Annotated in this window: 11 protein-coding genes; 7 read left to right on the top strand and 4 right to left on the bottom strand. The window is 37.7% G+C overall.

Annotated features, from left to right (window positions below; genetic code table 11):
- Nucleotides 1–34: 34 nt before the first annotated feature.
- Entirely contained in the window at nucleotides 35–2962 is a 2928-nt protein-coding gene (locus PSH50_RS02965; protein ID WP_273586116.1) for a TonB-dependent receptor, read from the bottom strand.
- Nucleotides 2963–3343: 381 nt separating this feature from the next.
- Here PSH50_RS02965 and PSH50_RS02970 point away from each other — a divergent pair, with 381 nt between their 5' ends.
- On the top strand, nucleotides 3344–4522 hold the full coding sequence (locus tag PSH50_RS02970) for a DUF547 domain-containing protein (RefSeq protein ID WP_273586117.1): 1179 nt from the start codon (nucleotides 3344–3346) through the stop codon (nucleotides 4520–4522).
- A gap of 55 nt (nucleotides 4523–4577) precedes the next feature.
- Entirely contained in the window at nucleotides 4578–6365 is a 1788-nt protein-coding gene (locus PSH50_RS02975; protein WP_273586118.1) for a putative 2OG-Fe(II) oxygenase, read from the top strand.
- Nucleotides 6366–6989: 624 nt separating this feature from the next.
- On the opposite strand, the gene PSH50_RS02980 is transcribed toward PSH50_RS02975, so the two are convergent.
- The 3 genes from PSH50_RS02980 to PSH50_RS02990 form a co-directional block, all read right to left on the bottom strand.
- Nucleotides 6990–8639 carry a tetratricopeptide repeat-containing sulfotransferase family protein gene (locus PSH50_RS02980; RefSeq protein ID WP_273586119.1) on the bottom strand — a complete coding sequence of 550 codons (1650 nt, stop codon included), beginning with the start codon at nucleotides 8637–8639 and terminating at the stop codon, nucleotides 6990–6992.
- Between the two features lie 60 nt (nucleotides 8640–8699).
- Complete coding sequence (locus PSH50_RS02985; RefSeq protein ID WP_248462442.1) at nucleotides 8700–11558, bottom strand: TonB-dependent receptor; 2859 nt, start codon at nucleotides 11556–11558, stop codon at nucleotides 8700–8702.
- Nucleotides 11559–11802: 244 nt separating this feature from the next.
- The gene (locus PSH50_RS02990) at nucleotides 11803–14145 is read right to left on the bottom strand and encodes a DNA polymerase II (protein ID WP_273586120.1); all 2343 of its coding nucleotides are present in this window, start codon (nucleotides 14143–14145) and stop codon (nucleotides 11803–11805) included.
- 70 nt (nucleotides 14146–14215) lie between these two features.
- Between PSH50_RS02990 and PSH50_RS02995 the strand changes: the two genes are divergently transcribed.
- The 5 genes from PSH50_RS02995 (at nucleotide 14216) to PSH50_RS03015 (ending at nucleotide 20383) form a co-directional block, all read left to right on the top strand.
- On the top strand, nucleotides 14216–15943 hold the full coding sequence (locus PSH50_RS02995; protein ID WP_273586121.1) for a sulfotransferase: 1728 nt from the start codon (nucleotides 14216–14218) through the stop codon (nucleotides 15941–15943).
- A gap of 83 nt (nucleotides 15944–16026) precedes the next feature.
- On the top strand, nucleotides 16027–18102 hold the full coding sequence (gene dinG / locus PSH50_RS03000; RefSeq protein ID WP_096739872.1) for an ATP-dependent DNA helicase DinG: 2076 nt from the start codon (nucleotides 16027–16029) through the stop codon (nucleotides 18100–18102).
- A complete protein-coding gene (locus PSH50_RS03005) occupies nucleotides 18102–18878 on the top strand; it encodes a TSUP family transporter (protein ID WP_273609235.1) in 777 nt (258 codons plus the stop codon). The genes dinG and PSH50_RS03005 overlap by 1 nt, the downstream gene beginning before the upstream one ends.
- Nucleotides 18879–19487, top strand: a complete 609-nt coding sequence (locus tag PSH50_RS03010; protein ID WP_004585953.1) for a primosomal replication protein — start codon at nucleotides 18879–18881, stop codon at nucleotides 19485–19487.
- Entirely contained in the window at nucleotides 19487–20383 is an 897-nt protein-coding gene (locus tag PSH50_RS03015) for a histone deacetylase (protein ID WP_273609236.1), read from the top strand. Before PSH50_RS03010 ends, PSH50_RS03015 begins: the two co-directional genes overlap by 1 nt.
- Nucleotides 20384–20391 lie beyond the last annotated feature (8 nt).

Below are 20391 nucleotides of genomic sequence, written 5' to 3' on the forward strand. Positions count from 1 at the left end.
TTCAGAACGGTCATAAAAATAGCGGTATCTGGGATTAGAACTTACTTCTAAAGCCGATATAAAAAGACTGTCCGATAGGATCATATGTTCCAGCATCTGTTTCTGTACCAGTACTAGAACCATCTACACCTGATAATATGCGCGGAGGCTCTTTATCGAATAAATTGTTCGCTCCTGCATATAACTCCATTGTGTCATTAAAGTGATAGCTTGCTTGGACATCATGATAAGTCACAGAACCAATTCCTACACCGCCAGGTGCAATACCGAAACCACTTAAAAATTGATCATCAAAGTCAGCTGCGCCAATATAGTTTAAGCTCCAGTTAAAATCAAAATCATTAAATTTATAACCTAAATTCCAATTAGCTTTGTGCTCTGATGCACCAATTTCACCAGCAAATTCATCTTTATCAGCGCCTGGTAGCGGAATCGTATAACCATCTATCAAATAAGTGTATGCCAAACGAGTTTTAAATGAACCAGGACCAATATCAGATGAGTAAGTTAATGTTAAATCAACTCCTTCAGTGCCTAAGCCCCCACTATTAGATACACCGCTATCGATGAACTCTAGAGAGCCGGCGCTGTTATTACCTGATGCTGCACTACGGCGAGTAACAAAGTCACAGAAGCTAGTATCTCCACCACCATAACATTGATCTAAGATAAATTGACGTGGAGTTGATACAATCGCATCAGTAATTTCTATGTCAAAATAATCCAAAGTGATATCTAAACCTGAAACAAGCTCTTCTGGGGTAAATACAATCCCAACAGTTACTGAATCACCCACTTCTTCTTTTAAATCAGGATTGCCACGGTTAAAGCCACTGATGCCTTGTAAATCAGATTGGTTAAGCGTGAACTCACCATTTGACGCAATATTGTTTGCAACACCCACATCAGCTCGACAAGCATCACCTGCAGCGCCACCGCCACTATTAGTAATACCTAAGCAAGGATCATTTAATCCACTTGGGAATGTTTGTGAAGGTGGAGAGAATAATTCATCAATATTTGGAGCTCGAGTAGAGCGAGCACGTGTTGCACGTAAACGCAGGCTGTCCATTACTTCCCAATCAACACCTATGTTCCAACTTTCAGTATTACCAACTGTAGAATAATCTGATAAGCGAACTGCAGCATTCATTGTTACTGAGTCAAAAACAGGGATGTTTGCTTCAACATAATATTCAGTTACATCAAATGAACCTTCTGTAGCAGGGATTGCATTGCCTGCATTTAAGCCAGCTTGTTGCAATGCATCAAATTCGCTACGAGAAAACTCTTCGCGGTACTCGAACCCGGCTGCTATACCAATCATTCCAGCCGGTAACTCGAACAAATCACCCGATACATTACCACCGATAATCTCTTGCTCAACTGATGTAGAAAGTGAGCTAGGCGCACTAACAAAATCAATGGCGCTTTGTGACAATGAATTATAACCGTAAATATTAACTGGAGCACAATTGAAGCCACGTGCAGTAGCATCTATACAAATTGCCTCATCAGTTATACCATCACCATCTAAATCTTGACTATCAATTACAGATTCAAGCCCTTGGCGAAAACTCTGTACATTTACTAAACCACCAGATACTTGCTGCTCTTTTGTTTTGCCGTACACATAGTAAGTATCATAAAACCAGCTATCGTTAATTTCACCCTGAAACCCAACAGCTAAGCGGAAAGTATCACGTTCGGCACGTGCACCACGATTACCAATATCGCTTAGGCGCTTTGCAAAGAAAATATCCTTTAAGCCATCTCCATCTGTATCAGTGGCTGAATTAAAAATATCATCTGGTACATATGCACTACGAAGTACTTCACCATTTACATTAAATTCAATTGGCACTTGACCATTGGCATAAATATCGTCTGAGGCAAAAGGGAATGGCTCTAACTCAGATACTGTTGTTGTAGCGGCATATGTACCTTCAAAAAAGAAGCTATGCTTATCATTTAACTCGTAGCTTCCGTTTGAGGCAAACAAATAGCGCTCTGTTGGTATAGCGATAGTTCTTACGCCACTGCGATTGAAGCCATTAGCCTCAACTCCATCACCACCATTTGTACTAAACGAATCTTGTAGATTATTCGCGTTATCGTATGTGAATGTATTATCCCCTGCACTAAAGCGGCCTTGTGGAGGAAATGATGATAAAAATGGACTTACTGCATCGAATATCGAACCAGGGTTCGCTGCAGGATCGTCTTCAAAATAAATACCTGAAAATTGGTCAACAGCCGAACGTTCACGGTCTCTAGAAAACACAGCGCCTTGATCTGAATAACCAAGATGAAACATTGCTTGCCCTTTCCCATCTGAGCTAGACAAACCCGAGGTAAAGTTAAACTGTCGTGACTGGTCATCACCTTCACTAGACTCACCGTATTGTCCTTCAAACTCAACACCTTCAAAGTCATCTTTAAGTACAAAGTTAACAACACCTGCAACTGCATCCGAGCCATATACGGATGAAGCACCACCAGTCATAATTTCTACGCGCTCAATAAACTGGCTAGGAATGGTGTTTAAATCAACTGCAGAGCTGCCCGGCACACCAGATACATAACGACGACCATTAACAAGAACTAGAGTACGGTTTGAGCCTAAATTACGTAAATCAACAGTGGCAACACCAGCACTAGCTGTAGAAAAGTTTGAATTTGTTCTGCTAATAGCTGGGGAGCCAAATGCAGGGTTTTCAAGTAATAGGTTTTGGATATTTAAAGAACCAGAGGCATCAATAGCCTCACCACTAACTACTTGTATTGGCGCAGAAGACATAGCTTCAGCTGAGCGAATACGCGAGCCAGTTACCTGAACGCGCTCGATTTTTTCAAGTTCATCATCTTCAGCAGCAAATGAATTTGCTGAAAACGCAGCTGCAGATGCTGCACCAAAAGCAATCGCTAAGCGCACTGCCTTTGAAACTTTATTATTTAACATGTGATTCTCCCTGAATACTTCTAATAGTTTATTTTTATACACCTAGCTAATACTTAAAATTAACCAGTTCGCAAATATTAATATCATTTCAAGCACAAGGTCAACAAAGCGATAACCAAAAATACCTTTTATTTACAAAAGCTTGCGTTTTCATTTCGTTTACATGTACCGATTTTATCACTGTTGCGAAATATACATTATTGTTGAATTCAGGCTTCTCGCATAGACTTAAAAAACACTACGGCAAACCAACAAAAACCAACGATAAAAACCAACCTTAGTTAACAATTAGTTTCACCTTGTTTGCATTAAGTGTATAAAATGTATTTAGAGTGAAATTTGTACTTTGAATAATTAATCTAATTAGAAAGGAAAATAAAAATGTATAAATGGCTATTACTACTTTGCCTTACCACTAGCGGTTTTGCTTTTGCAGGTGTTGAAGGCTTACCTAAGGAGTTTGCTGATTTTAGTATCAATAATGATATTACCGTCTCTTACGACGATTTGGACCAACTTCTAAAATTGACCGTTTTAGATACTGGCCGTTCGGATAGAAAAAAAGCGTCTAAATCGCAAGCGTTGATTGGCACAAAAATGCGTTCGTCAAGAAAGAAAAATACAAAAAACGAAGCTAACAGGTTTTTCTTTGAAGAAGTTAGTAAGTCTGAAATAAGTGAAGGATTTAATAAAATACGTATAAGCCTAGAAAGCTTACCCAATGAGATAGCTTTAAATGACTTATCACTAAATGAACAGTTGGCTTATTGGCTAAACCTTTACAACACCGCAGTAGTTGAACAACTACTCAAACACTACCCCGTTAGAGACACTGAAAAGTTACTCTTTGGTAAAAATAGCATTTTAGAAGAAAAGTTTTTATCTGTCTCAGGACATGCATTGTCTCTAAATGATATTCAAAAAATAGTTTTTAAAAAATTCACTAATAAGCCTATTGTTATTTATGGCTTTTACCAGGGTAATATTGGCAGTCCTAATTTAAGAGCCGAAGCATACTCCGGCAAAAAGGTATTTCATCAGCTTGAAGATAATGGTGACGAATTTGTTAATTCCAATAGAGGTTTATACATTGGGAAAAAAAATAGACTTTACGTTTCAAAATATTTCGAGCAAACAAAACCTTTATTTGAAAATTTCGAGACTGATCTGCATTACCACCTAGAAAAATATGTAGATACTAGTATGCGATACGACGTAAAAAATGCTAAGTCGATTAGGTTTAAAATTGAAGATTGGAGCATTACAGATATATTTGGAACTGAGAGAGTTATTGGTGGCTCTTCAGCCACTAATAACGCAGCTATGCTTAATGCGGTAGTAAGTAACTCTGCTTATCCAAAGGGCGCTGAAGGAAGTGGTTCAGGAGTTGGAGCTGTAAACCTAAACTTTATTTCTGACTCAATCACTAATAAAACAATGGATTTTGGTCGGTTTTCTGCTGATCAAATTGAGAAATTAAAAGCATTAAAACTAAAAAATGAGCAGAATTCGGGTACAGTCAATATTAAGGACTTATCAACTGATAAAAACGAAAATTAAAATTCAAATATTTTTTACATCCTGTTAATATAAAAATAAACAGGGTGTAATTTATATGCAGAAATTTAAAGCTGCTCTTACTGCGTACAATACAAAAAACTTCCAAAAATCTCTTGATATAATTGATGAGTTTAAGCTTTCACATCTAGACGCCCATTTACTAAAAGCAGCTAGTTTAACTGCTTTGGATAAAAATGATAAAGCCATTGAAATATACCAATGCGCACTAAAAAACAACCCTACAAATATTTCATTACTAGAAAACTATACCGGACTACTTTGTAAGTTGGGCGATTTTATGGGTTGTTTAAATCTACTAAACACAACAGTGACAACTGTTTCAGCTAAGCTCTCCTTAAATAAACTAGAAGCATTAATAAAATTAAATCACTTACTTGAAGCTAAAAGATTAGTGAAATTAATAAGTACACCAACTAATTTAGAGTTTAGGTTTATATGGTTGAAAATAGAGCTACATGAGGCGTTAGGTGAGTTAGATATAATTGAGAATATTATTAATATGCTACCTGAAGCACAACAAAATAACTTTTATATAAGCTATAAAAGAGCCTGTAATTTAAGGAGTATGGGACGCTTTAATGAGGCTTTAGGTTTACTAATAAATATAGAAAAAAAGGAAAGTACCACACCAGAAATATTATTTTTAATAGGCTGTATTTATAAAGATTTAAATAATACCCAACAGTGTGAGCGCTATTTAAATAAATGCTTAGCAATTGCGCCTTATTATGTTCCTGCACATGAAAGCCTTAATAGGCTTTATCACTCAACGAAAAATAAAAAGTTGTTTTTAAATAGCTATGAATTAGTAAAGCAGAAATACGAACCTCACCCTGTAATTGAACATTCTTTTATATCGCAGCTTATAAAGTCAAATAACTATGGGTCGGCCTTGGATGTTTCAACTAATGCATTAAAACTATTTCCGAATGATCATGCAATAGTTCATGCGCATAGCGTGGTATTAGGAAAACTTAATGACCATGAAAAAGCTTTTAATTTATTGAATCAATTAGTTAAAAAAGTACCTCAAGAAAGCAGGTACCGAATAGATTTAGCACACTACCTTATATTAAATGGAGACTACATAGAAGCAATTAGACAATTAGAAAGTGCTTTAAAATACGATTACTTTAATCAAGAAGTTTGGGCTTACTTAAGCACCGCGTGGCGCTTATCAGCTAACGATAAATATTATTGGCTGACGAATTACGATCAATACGTAAAAGTTTTTGAGCTTCAAAAACCAAAAGGGTATAGCACTAGCGGACAATTTTTAGAAAATTTAACTGATCTATTACTCAATTTACACGCACACAGTACACAATTGATTGATCAAAGTGTAAGAAGTGGTACCCAAACAGAGGGGCACCTCTTATTTAGAAGTAACAAGCTAATAAGCGACTTTAAGCATTCTATGAATAATTGCATAACAAGCTATTTAGCTAATCTGCCAAAAGACCAAAAACACCCTCTGTGTTCAAGAAATAATAATGCATTTAAAGTGAATGGAAGTTGGTCAGTCAAGTTAGGTAACAAAGGGTTTCATGCAAACCATATACACCCTGCTGGCTGGTTATCGGCACCAAGTTATATTTCTCTCCCCAAGGAATTAAATGAAAATGACACTAATAAAAGTGGCTGGTTAAAACTAGGGGAAACGTGTTTAAACCTTAAAGAAAGAGAAGAGATAGCGCGAAGTATTTGCCCTAAAACAGGTCAAATGATTATATTTCCTAGCTATATATGGCACGGTACATATCCTTTAAAAAGTACACAACCACGTTTAACTGTTCCATGCGATGTTATGCCTATACTTTAGATTAAAATCCAGTATTAGCTGATGGCTTTATACTTCCAGAAGAGTTTTCGGACTTGAGCTTAAATAGGGATATAAAGGTTTATTATACTGATTTAACCAGCTCCTCGACTTAACAGTTGTAGATGGATGTCGGACAGAACGGCTTTAAAGTCAATGGAGTCTATAGGTACAAGAATAAGATCAACTAGAAATAAGCGTAAAGCATTATAAGCCACTCGCTTTTATTTTGAAGAGGTTATAGAAACAGGTCTTAAAAGTGGATTTAAAAAATTCGTTTAAGTCTAGAAAATGTCCCAGTTCAAGGCTCTCTGAACGATCTCAGCCTAGATGAACAGCGCGCCTATTGGTTAAACTTATATAATATTGCCATGATTGAAAAGCTAATTCAGTGGACTTCCCATAGTGCTGTGCAATGTGCTGGTGCTGTTAATGGGAGCTATTTAGCAAGTTTTTTTCAGAGAAAATAGAGTCTCAAACGCAATTTCCTTTGGAGGTGCTAAGTAAACTTTATAAGCTTAAAATTAATAGAGAAAAGAGCAGAGCCTCGGTGGAGATGAAAGATTTGTCAACGCAGAATTAGATTATATCAGCTCTCTACTGAGAGCTGTAAATTGTAAATAAGTATTAAAGCGACAAGTTATAAAACGCTTCAAACTCCTTTTCAGATATATTTTGCTTAATGTACTCACTAAAGTTTTTATATCTACCAGATGAAGAAGTATAGAGGGGCTTTCTAACTTGCCACACACTCGCTGTACTTACAATATTTCTTTTCTCATGGAATGTGCTGTTTTCATCTTTATATTCAATACCTAAAAAATCAAACAACGGTATAAGAACTTTTTCAGGATTTGAAACTAATTCATCATAGTTTACCGTAAAAATATCATTGGTATATATTTTTAACCAATGGCTTTTAACTTTTTGCTGCGCTGTATAGTAATGTAGTGTATGGCTAAGATTAGTAGCATAATTTAAGCTAGGCCCTAAATGTTGAAAATATGCCGACAAACTATTATCTCGAATATCACGCTCCGTCCATATAATCTTAGCGTTAGGATAAATACGTTTGATTTGGTCAATATAGAGGTAGTTTTCAGGCCTTTTATCTGTAACGAATGCCCTCTTATTAGCTCTAAGCGCTAACTCACGGTTATAGCCCTCTTTAAACTCTATTGTACTGGCTGTATTTTCGAGCTCAATTGGATTAGCAATTAAGTTAAATAAATTTTTGTGAATATAGTCAATTTCGCCACCAGCACTAATATAATCAGATGCAGCAAGTATTTGCTCAATTAAAGTAGAACCAGAGCGGAACATGCCACAAATTATGATTGGTGTTAACTCACTATTTTCATTGCTAGTGACTGGCTTCTCCTTTCGTTCTAAAGTTAATTTGGTTAGTTTTTCAATCTCATATTTATTGTATTTCGGTATATATGAACGATTAACTCTATTTGCACTAAAATAATACTCCCAAGCTTTTTTATAATCAGCAATATCATTAAATACTTTACCAAGGGCATAATATAAATCAGCCACTATCGAATTATCTTTTTCTTGCTTAATAATTTTTAGGCTCACTTTTTCATATTCTAGCGCCAAAGCAAGGTTAAATGTAACTATGTCAGCAAGCCTAGCATGCGCTAAGCCATGCTTAGGGTTTATAACTAGCACTTGCTGGAATAGCTCTAAGCTTTTGCTTTTATTGCCCATTTGCTCATAGATATTAGCTAAATTAAAATAAGCATTTACATTGTTTTTTTGAATTTCTATTGCTTCTTCTAAGCAATATATTGCGCTTTTATGATCATTTAACAAATCAGAATAAACTAACGCTATCTCTAATTTTACCAAATAAATATCGGGAAATTGATTTTCTTGCGCACTTAAAAGGTGCTGCTTAGCTAAAAATCCATTACCTAACTTTCGAGCTAAGCTGCCAAGCAAGAAATGAGCATGCGCGTGATTAGAGTTTTGGCTTATAAATGCTTTTAATTTGCTGATTGCAGTATCAGAATCACCACTCGACAAATACAATTGAACTAATGTATTGATGTAATCAAATTTGTTTGGAACAATCGAAACTAACCTTTCACTAATTAGCTTAGCCTCATTAAGGTTTTTTTCACTCATTGAAACCTTGAATAATAGAATAAGGGCCTGCTCTGCAGTATTTTGATTAGCAGCTAATATATTAAGTGTTGCTTTTCCTTTATTGATTTGACCACTGTTTAGCTCCTTTAAAGCTTGCGATAAGCTAACTTGCGTCATTCTTAAATTTCTCCATAAAAAAAAGCGAGCCTAAGCTCGCTTTATTTATATCACAAATAATTAGAATTTAAATGATACAGTTGTATGGAAATAACGACCCAGCGTATCGTAGTAACCAGCAATAGCGTTAGCATTTGTTGATAAACTACCGCCTAAAAGAGGTGGCTCTTTATCTAAAACGTTATTAACACCTACTAATAATGAAGTGTATTCATTAATAGTGAAGCTAGCTTTAAGGTCAAGGTAGCTTTGTGAGCTTATACCGCCTTGAGCAAGCGTATCATCACCGCTGTAATCGCTTACTTCACCGAAGTAGCGCCATTTAGCAGTTGCACGCCAGTAAGTATCCATGTCGTAGCTAAGAGTTAAAACATGTCGCCATTCAGGTTGAGCAAAACAGCTGTTATCAAGAGTACCTACACAGTCATATGCTTCACTTACACCTGGAATATTATCGTACTCTTTACTAAGCATGTAAGTACCAATTAGGTTAGCTTTTAACATGCCACCGGCTACTTCAAAGTCATAGTTTGCACTTAAATCGACACCTTCCCAATGTAATTTACCAAGGTTAACGTTAGTTGCTACAACTTGGCCATCACCAATCCATAAGCTACCGCTACCAGATGTTCTTTGTACGTTATCACAGAAAACAGCATCACCAGTAAGTGCACAGTTAGTTACAATCTCTTCAGGATTGATAGCACCAATCGCATCTTCAAGTTCAATATCCCAGTAATCAATTGAGAAGTTGAACCCTTCAAATGGGTTAGCAACAATACCAAACGTTATTGTATCTGCAATTTCAGGGTCTAAGTCAGGGTTACCACCGAAGAAACCATTGTACTGAGATGCTGGGCTCGCAGAAACATTACCGTACTGAGATGCAGAAACACCTGTATTAGCACACTGTGCAGCAGATAATGAAGGAGTATCAGTAGCACAAGGATCTGTACCGCCCCATAAGCCTGTGCTTTGGTTAGCAAATAATTCACCATTATTTGCGGCACGAACTGCGCGGTTATAGCTTGTACGGATTTTCCAATCGTCCGTTACATTCCAATCAAGCGCTAGTTTATAAGTAGGCTCAGCACCAGAAGTACTGTAATCAGACCAGCGGTAACCTAAATCAACAGCAATGCTCTTAGCAAAAGGTGCATCTTCAAGAATAGGTAAGCTAACTTCTGTGTAGAACTCAGTTAGGTCGTATTCACCATTTAAGCTTTTAGTAGTACCACCTTGGCCTAGTAATAAACCTTGTGCGTATACTTCATCAGCTGTACGGCTAAATGTTTCCTCACGGTACTCTGTACCAAATACTGCTGCAATTGGGTAATCTGAACTAGGAAGGCCAAAGTCAAATTCACCAGTTACATAACCACCAACAATAAATTGCTCTGTTACACCGTTAAGAATAGCTGTACCTGTTAAAGAACCGGCCGCTTCTGATGTAATACCTTCAAACTCAAATACTTCATAAGGTATACAACCATCGCTAGTTGCACAATCTTCACCATTTGCAGATAGAGCTGTGGCTATACGCGGACCAAAGAAGTCATTAATGTAAGCTGAAGAAGAAGACGTTGAACCATATTGAACAAATGCATCATATGACCACATATCGTTGATCTCGCCTTCTGTACCAAGTACTAAGCGGAACGAGTTATGTTCTAATTGGTCTGCACGAGCACCACCTTCAACGTTACGTTTACCGATGTATGTAGCAAATTGATCACCCGACGTTAAACCAAAGCGGTCAGTTAAGTCTTGACGCTGTTGGTCAGTTAAAAGTGGGCTGTCGAAGTCAATATTATAGTTTTCATTAAAGAACGTACCTGATTCAGCGATTTGTGCTGTAGTACGGTCACGCATGAACATAGCTTCTACGTATGGGTGAAAGTTATCATTAATTTCATAATCAGCAAATAAACCAAACGTATGGCGTTCATCAGGACGCATAAAGTGGTTTATTGGAGCATAGTTATATAAGTTACCTACTGAATCTTCAAAACCACCAGTACCGTCAAGCGTCCAGTAGTCGTAATCAGACCAATCAAAAGCACCATCAGCAGTTGGTGAAGATACGTAGAAATTTGGAACAACAGCATTACCTGAACCACCACATGACGTACCAGCCGCATTTAGAGCACATGATGAGTAATCACGAGCGCCTTGGCGAAGTTCGTTTTGCTTATTATAAGTAATGTAGCCTACAGCGTGACCTTTACCACCGTCGAAAGAACCACCTAAAGTAGCACTAAAATCAAAAGATGAACCATCAAGGCCAGAGCTACCCGTTGGGTAATCAAAATCTTTGTCATCCATTAGGCCTTGGATGTAGTCGTTGTCGTTATCATGTTGGTAAGCCGTAGCACCTACATCAACAGCAAAACCTTCAAATTTGTCGTCCATTACGAAGTTAACAACACCGGCTACTGCATCAGCACCGTAAGTAGATGAACCACCACCAGTTAATACTTCTACGCGCTGTATTAGAGAGGCTGGAATTTGGTTAACATCAGCCGATTGAGTGTAAATACCACCTGCTTGTGCGCGACGGCCATTGATTAAAACTAGAGTACGTTGCGACCCCATACCACGTAAGTCTAATGTTGCTGTACCTGTAGCGCCATTAGATTGGAAAGCAGTAGAAGAAGCCTCTAGTTGAGGTAAGCTGTTTAACATGTCTTCAACACGTGTAAAGCCTGAAACTGCAATTTCTTCTGCTGTTGTAATTTGTACTGGGCTAGCTGTTTCCATATCAGTACGCTTGATACGTGAACCAGTAACTTCGATTCGTTCAACTTTTTCAGCTGACTCTTCTTCTGCGGCAAATGAACTTGCAGAGAAAGCAGCAGTAGACGCTGCACCAAAAGCAAGGGCTAGGCGCACTGCTTTTGTAACTTGATTATTTAACATTTGATTCTCCCTGGGTCACCACTTGTTAGAAGCGACTTATTATTTAATTATTTATTATTGTTACAGCATGTTAACCATAACTGATACAAATACTAAACAAAAACAATTTAAAAGCCAACTAATGTTAATGATTTTTTAAAATTAAATTCCAAATGTAAACAAAGTAGGTACAAAACAGGCTTTTAAAGTAAATGTTATAACATCAAATAGATATTCAGGCTTTCTGGACAGGAATTTGGTACAATTAAATTAGAGGCAACTGACTAGGAAACAATCTTGATACTTCAATATTACAAATAAACGAAACCATCCCGATAAGCGGCATAATCTGTTTATCTAAATACATTTGATAGTCGTAGCTATGCAGCCCTTGATACAGCTCAACACCGTGGGTTGTGTAAACAAATGTAACAAATTCACCTCTTTTTAGCGTAAATTCACTATTTTGTTTCTGAAACTTTTTTACTGCTTGTACATGAGGAGGGATATTTTTTTGATAGTCGGTTAAGTTTTGACCTAAACGTTTTTTAAAAACCAGCAAATGATCAAATTCGCCGCGTAAAAGTTTACTAATGTAATCGTTTACAAGGTCATTAATTTGCTCTGGTTGCTCAAAAAGGAGAGTAAATAAATCAAATTGAAACTGTTGAGCCAGTTTAGTCCAGTCACTTCTTACGGTTTCTAAGCCTTTAAAAACCAATTTTGATTCATCCGGCTTTATTAACTGCCCCACATAGCGTTTTTTAGACCCCACGCTTTTACCTCTTATGGTGGGTAAAAAGAAGGGGCTATAAAGCGATTCAAACTCTATTTCTAAATGGCTAGTTAAATTATGTTTAGCGTGTATGTTTTGCTGCCACAATGTGTTTATGTGTTTAGCTAACTGTTTACCTATTTTATTACACGCCTCAACACTTAAATCATCCGTTAGTTTTACAAAGGTCGAATCGGTATCTCCGTAAATAACACTATAACCTTGCTCTTCAATCCACTTTTTAGTTTGCAGCATTATCTCATGACCACGCAAAGTAATAGAGCTTGAGAGTCGTGGGTCATAAAAACGACAGCCTTGTGAGCCTAATACACCATATAAACTGTTCATTATTATTTTAATCGCTTGAGATAGCATTAAATCGTGATTATCTTTTGCCCGCTGGCGCTGTAGCGCTAGGCTTTTTATAAGCGCTGGTAAATGGTGCTGCTCTCTTGAAAACAATGCGTTATTAAAACCTTCAATACTGTTTTCAGGGTTTTCAATCCCTTCTATTAGTCCAAGCGGGTCTATATAAAAGGTTTGCATAATACTGGGGTACAGGCTTTTAAAATCAAGCACGATGACATTTTTATACAGCCCCGGTACCGACTCCATAACATAACCACCTGGGCTTTCAAACGTCAGCCCATGGTCGCCCATATTAGGTGCTACATAACCGCTGCGATGTAATAAAGGCAAATACATGTTTACAAAAGCCGCCACTGAGCCGCCGCGTTTTTCCAGCTCAAGGCCTGTTAATTGTGTGCGAATAACAGCAAAATCGAGAAGTTTTAGCTTATCGAAGATTTTATTAACGAGTATGCAGTCTTGGCGATTGTAGTTAGCAAGCGCGATTTTATCTTCATTAAATTGACGAATAATTTCTTGTAAGCTGTTACTAGTTTCAATTAATTTAGACTCGCCTAAAATTTCTTTAGCTACATTAGCAAGTGAAAAAGTTTCAAAACTATAAGTGGCATTTTTTAGAGTATCAATGCCATCAATTACGCAGCGCCCTGGAATAGAAACCCGTGTAAAATGGCCTTTTCGAACATATAAAGGAAGGTTTCCTCTTCCTAGTAATAGTTTTACCCCAAGTGCCACAGAGCGCTCATAAATAACTGCAAAATCAAACTCAATAACATTCCACCCAATAATAATATCTGGGTCGCACTGCTTAATAAGTGTTACAAGTTGCTGTAATAGTGCAACCTCGTCTGCGCACCATATAATAGTATAACCAATCACTGGGTCGTGATGCTCAGGCTCTCCAATCATGATTACGCAATCTAAACCACAGCCTACCAAGCCAATAGAAAACAACACCCCACTTTCATTGCACTCTATATCAAGTGACAACTTAGAAAGCACAGGCGTATAGTCAGCGTTGGTTTTTAATTTAGCATCTAAAATTTCAGTGTAATGTGCATGATCCACATGTTTACCCGTGATCCACGCTCCGCCTTTAATAAAGCGCTCCATTAAATAGCGCTCAATGGGCCTTATATCATCTTCATAAAGTGTAATACCGCGACTTTTTAACGTTTTGCTCGCGCTATAAAAGTGTTTGAGTGAGTAAAAGTAACAGCCACACATATCTTGCTGCTGAAAGTTTTTTAATTTAAGCGGTTTTATTTCATGAAGAATAGACTCAGCAGCTAAAATAGCATTTACTGTATTTGCATCCGTACTTTTTATAAAAAAAAGAACAGGTTGCGTTGAAGAAACGCTTTTAACCGGACCATGTTTAGTACTTAACCAAATTTCATATTGCACACCTTGTGCGGTATCATTAGCCTTCGCTGATAGTAAAAAACCTGATGTTAAATACAAAATGGAACCTTTATGAGCTTTTACAGTAAGCTTTTAAAATGTAAGTTTAATCAATAAAAAATGAGTAAAAATGATAAACGAGCCGATTCTAAAAGAAGCATTAGCTTTGATCAGTACAAAAAAATATAAACTAGCCATCTCTGAGTTAGTTAAAATAACATCTCAATATCCAGAGATAGAGCAAGCTTGGCTCCACTTATCAAAATGCTATAAAGAAATTGGTGAATTAACAAAACAAACCGCAGCCTATGACCAATTTGAAATGATAGCATGGTTTAACGAGCAATTATCTTGCGCTAAGAAGGATTTGTTACTCGGAGACTTTCATAATACTCAGCTAAAAATCCAGAAATTGTTAAAATTAGTACCAAACGAAAAACGATGCCTTTTGCTGCTTAGTAAAGCAGCGTTTAAAGCAGCTGACATGCATACTTACCTTAACGTTTCTCAATACAATTACCATTGTAACCCGAGCTCACCTGCTGTTGTTAACTGTTATTTTGAAGCACTTTTTCACACCAAACATTTTAATGAATTCATAGAATTAGCTAATAAAAGAGATAAAAAAACACTCCCCAACCATATTATCAGTTTATTAGCTGCATGCCATGTAAAACAAATGAATTTTGATTTAGCATTTAATTTATACGCTGATTTAGAAAGGAAGAGTTTTCACCCCTCTACTTGCCTATTAAGAATGGGCAATATAAAAAAAATTATTGGCGAGCCAACCACTGCGGTGCAGTTATATAAAAAGGCTCTCGAAAAAGATAAAACGAATACTGAGGCATACTGGAATCTAGCAAATCTTAAAACCTATAAATTCAGTGAAAGCGAAATAAAATATTTACAAGCCTCGATTTGTAACTTAACAAACCAAAATAAAAAAGCACTGGGTCAATTTGCTTTGGGAAAAGCCCACGAGCAGCAAAACAACTTTTACACTGCTTATAAGCACTATGCTGCAGGCAATAAAATAAAAAATAACCACATCAAATATACTCAAAGTGAATTTGACTATCGCTGTATTAAGTTTTTGACTAAAGACTTAATACACAGTTTGCCCAGAGTAAAACCTTCTTCTATACAATTAGTCTTTGTCGTGGGCATGCCCAGAAGTGGCTCAACTTTAGTAGAGCAAATTCTTGCTAGCCACTCTAAAGTTGATACCAGCTATGAATTAACAGAAATAATATCTATAGCGAGCTTTTTAGAGCAACAAAACAAGTCACAAGTTCCATATGGCCTAGATAGCCTTTCACAGCAAAAGCTTTCCAAACTATCAGCCCGTTACCTAAAATTTATTGAGCCTTTGAGAACTAATAAGCCGATTTTTGTTGATAAGCTACCTGCTAACTATCAGCATATTGGGTTAATTATGTCTTTATTTCCTAACGCTAAAATAATCGACGTTAGACGCGATAATAGAGCAACAGCTTGGAGTCTTTATAAACATATATTTTCAGAAGGGCATGCATATACATATAGTTTTGAAAATTTAGCGACGTATATAAAGAAATATTACCAACTTATGGATCATTGGAAGCAGTTATATCCAAACCATATTTTAACGCTTGAATATGAACAGGTTGTCGAAGGTTTTGATTCTGCACTTAAAAAAATCACTGAATTTTGCGCTATAGAAATAGAACAAAGTTGTTATTCTTTTCACGCTACTAAACGCCCTGTCTTAACTCCGAGCTCAGAACAAGTAAGGCAGCCTATTTATACCTCCGCGTTAAAGGAGTGGGAAAATTACAGGCCTTATCTAGAGCCGCTGATGAAATTACTAAATTAATTTCATCCTTGCTTGTAGTTACACGGTTATAACTCTAAAATCCATACACTGTAATTATATACATATTTTAGGTTTATCTCCCCATGCTTTCTGACCAACTAAAAAAAACAATTAGGCAAGTACACCAGCATGTGGCTAGTAACCTTACTGATTACCGCCCACGCAGTAGCCAAAACTACCTTGTTGCCGAAATAGCAAAAACACTGGCTGGCGAATACCATAAAAAACAGCGAATATGTGTTATTGAGGCTGGCACAGGGACTGGTAAATCACTTGCTTATTGTTTGGGCGCGTTACCGCTTGCCCTTGCTCAAAAAAAGAAGCTGGTTATATCTACTGCTACCGTGGCCCTACAAGAGCAATTAATAGCAAAAGAGCTGCCTTTTTTTAAAAAACACTCAGGGCTCGACTTTAAGTTTGACCTAGTAAAAGGTAGGCAACGCTATATATGTGCCCATAAATTACATAACGCTGTTAATGGCGATAGCCAAACCCAAATGGAGTTTATGCCCACACTTACCTCGCCGCTAAGTGATATGGAAACTAAATGCTTAAAAGGCCTTTACGATGCCTATGTAAATAAAAAATGGCAAGGCGACAGGGATAGCTGGGCCGACACCATACCCGATAGAGTGTGGAACTTAATCGCATGCGATAAACACGCTTGCCAACGCCAAATGAAAGCCCATCAAACCTGCCCGTTTCAGCTTGCTCGTAATCAGCTTATGCAAATGGATGTGCTTGTTATTAACCATTCACTGCTACTGGCAGATTTGGATTTAGGGGGCGGTAAAATTTTACCCGAACCTGATAACACCATTTATGTAATAGATGAAGCGCACCACCTTGCACATATTACCCGCGACTTTTCATCGGCAGCGGCCACTATTAAAGGCACCATTGATTGGCTAGATAAGCTCACCAAATTTAGTGGCAAAATGTCTAAGGTATTAGTGGGTCAAAAGGCCATTGGTCAAAATTTCAAATTGTGCGATAGCATTAACGATGCGAATAAAGACTTAAAAGTGGTGCGTGATATTCTCGATAACGCCGACTTTGAATACTCAAAAGACGATACATATCGTTTTGAGCATGGCGAAATACCAAAATCATTGCACAACAAAGCTAAAGATATAAGTGACGCCACACTAGATGCACTGCGTTGTTTAAACAAAATGCACGATACCCTCACTCAAGATGTAAGCGATGGCGATATAAAACCCTACGTTGCCGACCCTGTTTTGGCCGAAAGCGGACACTATATAAACCGCTTAGAGCAATTAAATAAGCTGTGGTATAGCTATGCAAATAAAGGCGAAGGCACACCTCACGCAAGGTGGATCAAACGTTTAGAATATAAAAACCATCACGATCACCTATTAAGTGATTGCCCTATCGAAGTTGGCTACTACTTAAAAGACAAGCTATGGAATGAATGCGCAGGGGCGGTACTATGCTCGGCGACTTTAAGTGCTCTCGGTTCGTTTGACCACTTTGCCTATGAAAGCGGATTAGCAAAAGAAGAAGGCGTTAAATTTATTAAAGTGCCCTCTCCGTTTGATTACCCTAAACAAGCAACCTTGCGTATTCCGGTAAGTAAAATTGAGCCAACCGACAAAGCATTTAGTGACCATATAGCGCAAACTTTGCCTGAGTACTTAAATACAAAAAAAGCTAATTTGGTGTTGTTTGCCTCGTACTGGCAAATGGACCATGTGGCTAAGTTTCTTAGAACAAAAGGTTTTAACTTATTAGTGCAAGGCGAAATGTCGCGCGAGGCATTATTAAAAAAACACACCCAAAATATTGATAGCGGTAAAGGTAGTATTTTATTTGGTACGCAAAGCCTCTCAGAAGGGCTTGATTTACCTGGTAAATATTTAGAAAACTTAATAATTACAAAAATACCGTTTGCAGTACCTACATCACCAATAGAAGAAGCCCAAGCCGAATTTGTACAAAGTAAAGGCGGTAATCCATTTTTGTCTATAACGGTGCCCGATGCAGCAAAGAAATTGGTACAAAGCTGTGGTAGACTGCTGCGAAAAGAGAGCGATGAAGGCCGTATAACCATTCTCGATAGACGCTTAATTACCAAGCGCTACGGCAAAGCCATGCTCGACACCTTACCACCTTTTAAAAGACAAATAGATTATTAATGTTTGAACTTGCTTTAGATCCCACAACACTGGCAGTTTTATGTGCCGCAGCCCTTGCTGCTGGCTTTATTGATGCAATTGCCGGCGGCGGTGGCTTATTAACAGTCCCTGCACTACTCACCGCAGGCTTGCCACCGCATGTAACGCTTGGCACCAACAAGCTTGCGGCAAGCTTTGGCTCATTAACGGCCAGCTACACGTATTATAAAAAAAATCTATTTAGTCCTAAATTTTGGGCAAATTCCATTTTTGCTACAGCCATAGGCGCTGTGATTGGTACGTTAATAGTCGATCACTTAAGTATTGAATTTTTAAATAAGCTTTTGCCTATCATTATTATTATGGTGGCCTGTTATAGCTTGTTTGGTAGTTTAAGCACCACACAGGGCGATGATTTACCAAAAGTAACATCAGTACTTAAACTAAAGCAGTGGTTGCAGGGTTTAGCGTTAGGTTTTTTTGATGGCGTAGCAGGCCCAGGCGCCGGTACTTTTTGGACCGCATCTAATAGTTTATTTTATAAAATGAGCTTACTGCTTAACTGTGGTTTAGCCCGTTCAATGAACTTTGTATCTAACTTTATATCGCTTATTACCTTTGTGGCACTTGGTCATGTAAACTTTTTATTAGGCCTTATCATGGGCTTTTTTATTATGTTAGGTGCTTGGATTGGTGCTCACTCAGCCATTCGCTTTGGCGGTAAGTTTATTCGCCCTGTTTTTAACACTATGGTTATACTGCTAGCATTAAAACTGATTTACGAGGCTTATTTGTAAATGCAAACCCACGCGTTAGATAAATTACGCCAACAAGTTGCTACGCTTAAACAACAAGCTGAGCAATTTGATAAAGCTAAATTGTTTTCTAAAAACCGCTATATGCAGGCGCAGCCTAGTTTATTTGACCGCGGCGTATTTAGTACTAAAAGCATGAACCTAACTGACTACGTAACAGAAATTGAAGACGAAATTACCAGCTTACCACCCAGTGATCATCGCCATGCTTATGCTTATGCACTCGAGCGCATAGGTAATCAAGTACAAGCTGTATTTAGTGTTATTAAATCGACCCCCATCTGGGCAAAAGAAAACAAAAGCCAGTACAAACCTAGGCCAAAAAATACGGTTTATAAGCAAGCCGTAAAAAAAATAATGCAATCGTCGCACGAGCTATACGACGAGCTTAAACAAAACCATGAGTTTGAACGACGCTTAGTGTTAATGATTGAAGAGCGTAAACTACAAATGGAAAAAGCCAGCCCAGCGCAAGCACAAAAACTTAATATGGAAATTTTAACCACGCATGCGCGTTTAGGCCGCTGCCGTAAAGCTATTTCGGCCACCGAAGATAAAATTCAACAAGTCGAAAAACAACAATTACGCTAATGCAGCTTTTTTACCACCCGCTTTACAGTGCTTTAACGCTTCCTGAGCGCCACCGTTTTCCTATCCAAAAATACCAAATGCTAAAAGCAGAAATAGAACGCTTAGGCTTTGGGACTACACAGTTTAATACACCAACCAAAGCAACGCCCGAGCAGCTTGCACTGTGCCATAGCCAAGGCTACATAAATGATTTTTTAAACGCCACGCTCAGTAATAAAGCAATTAAAAAAATGGGTTTCCCGTATTCATGCGAATTAGTAGAGCGTACGCTACTTTCAGTCGGGGCCAGTATTCAAGGCAGCGAATACGCACTAAAATATGGTTTTTGCGCTAATTTAAGTGGTGGCTATCATCATGCATATAGCGATTACGGCAGTGGCTTTTGTATTTTTAACGACTTGGCTGTGGCTGGCGCGCATTTAATCAATACAAACCAAGCCGATACCGTATTAATATTTGATTGTGATGTACACCAAGGCGATGGCACGGCACAAATTACGCAACATAATAACGCTATAATTACTTGCTCTATCCATTGCGAGCAAAATTTTCCGCGCCTAAAGCAACACTCCGATTACGACTTCGCCCTACCTGCCAACACATTAGATATCGAGTACTTAACAACGCTAAAACAAGCCCTCGAATTTTGCGTGCGTATTCATAACCCCGATATTATTTTATATAACGCAGGGGCTGATATTTACGAAAAAGACGAGCTAGGGTTATTAAACGTATCGCTTGAAGGGGTTTATGCGCGCGATCATTTTATTGTTAACTACTGCAAAGCCCATAACATCCCACTTATGTGCGCTTTAGGTGGCGGTTATCAACGTAATTTAAATGCGTTAATTAATGTTCATAAACAACTATTTAAAGCTGCTATCGATTTATTTTAGTGCTTAGT

Origin of the sequence: Pseudoalteromonas sp. Angola-7 (assembly GCF_028599255.1) — a bacterium.
In the GTDB taxonomy this organism is placed as follows: domain Bacteria; phylum Pseudomonadota; class Gammaproteobacteria; order Enterobacterales; family Alteromonadaceae; genus Pseudoalteromonas; species Pseudoalteromonas atlantica.

What these genes read in the sequence shown, in the direction of transcription:
- PSH50_RS02970 (WP_273586117.1), top strand. Translation starts at nt 3,344, where the DNA reads ATGTATAAATGGCTATTACTACTTTGCCTTACCACTAGCGGTTTTGCT.
- PSH50_RS02965 (WP_273586116.1), bottom strand. Translation starts at nt 2,962, where the DNA reads ATGTTAAATAATAAAGTTTCAAAGGCAGTGCGCTTAGCGATTGCTTTT.
- PSH50_RS03015 (WP_273609236.1), top strand. Translation starts at nt 19,487, where the DNA reads ATGCAGCTTTTTTACCACCCGCTTTACAGTGCTTTAACGCTTCCTGAG.
- PSH50_RS03010 (WP_004585953.1), top strand. Translation starts at nt 18,879, where the DNA reads ATGCAAACCCACGCGTTAGATAAATTACGCCAACAAGTTGCTACGCTT.
- PSH50_RS02985 (WP_248462442.1), bottom strand. Translation starts at nt 11,558, where the DNA reads ATGTTAAATAATCAAGTTACAAAAGCAGTGCGCCTAGCCCTTGCTTTT.
- PSH50_RS02995 (WP_273586121.1), top strand. Translation starts at nt 14,216, where the DNA reads ATGATAAACGAGCCGATTCTAAAAGAAGCATTAGCTTTGATCAGTACA.
- PSH50_RS02975 (WP_273586118.1), top strand. Translation starts at nt 4,578, where the DNA reads ATGCAGAAATTTAAAGCTGCTCTTACTGCGTACAATACAAAAAACTTC.
- PSH50_RS02980 (WP_273586119.1), bottom strand. Translation starts at nt 8,639, where the DNA reads ATGACGCAAGTTAGCTTATCGCAAGCTTTAAAGGAGCTAAACAGTGGT.
- dinG (WP_096739872.1), top strand. Translation starts at nt 16,027, where the DNA reads ATGCTTTCTGACCAACTAAAAAAAACAATTAGGCAAGTACACCAGCAT.
- PSH50_RS03005 (WP_273609235.1), top strand. Translation starts at nt 18,102, where the DNA reads ATGTTTGAACTTGCTTTAGATCCCACAACACTGGCAGTTTTATGTGCC.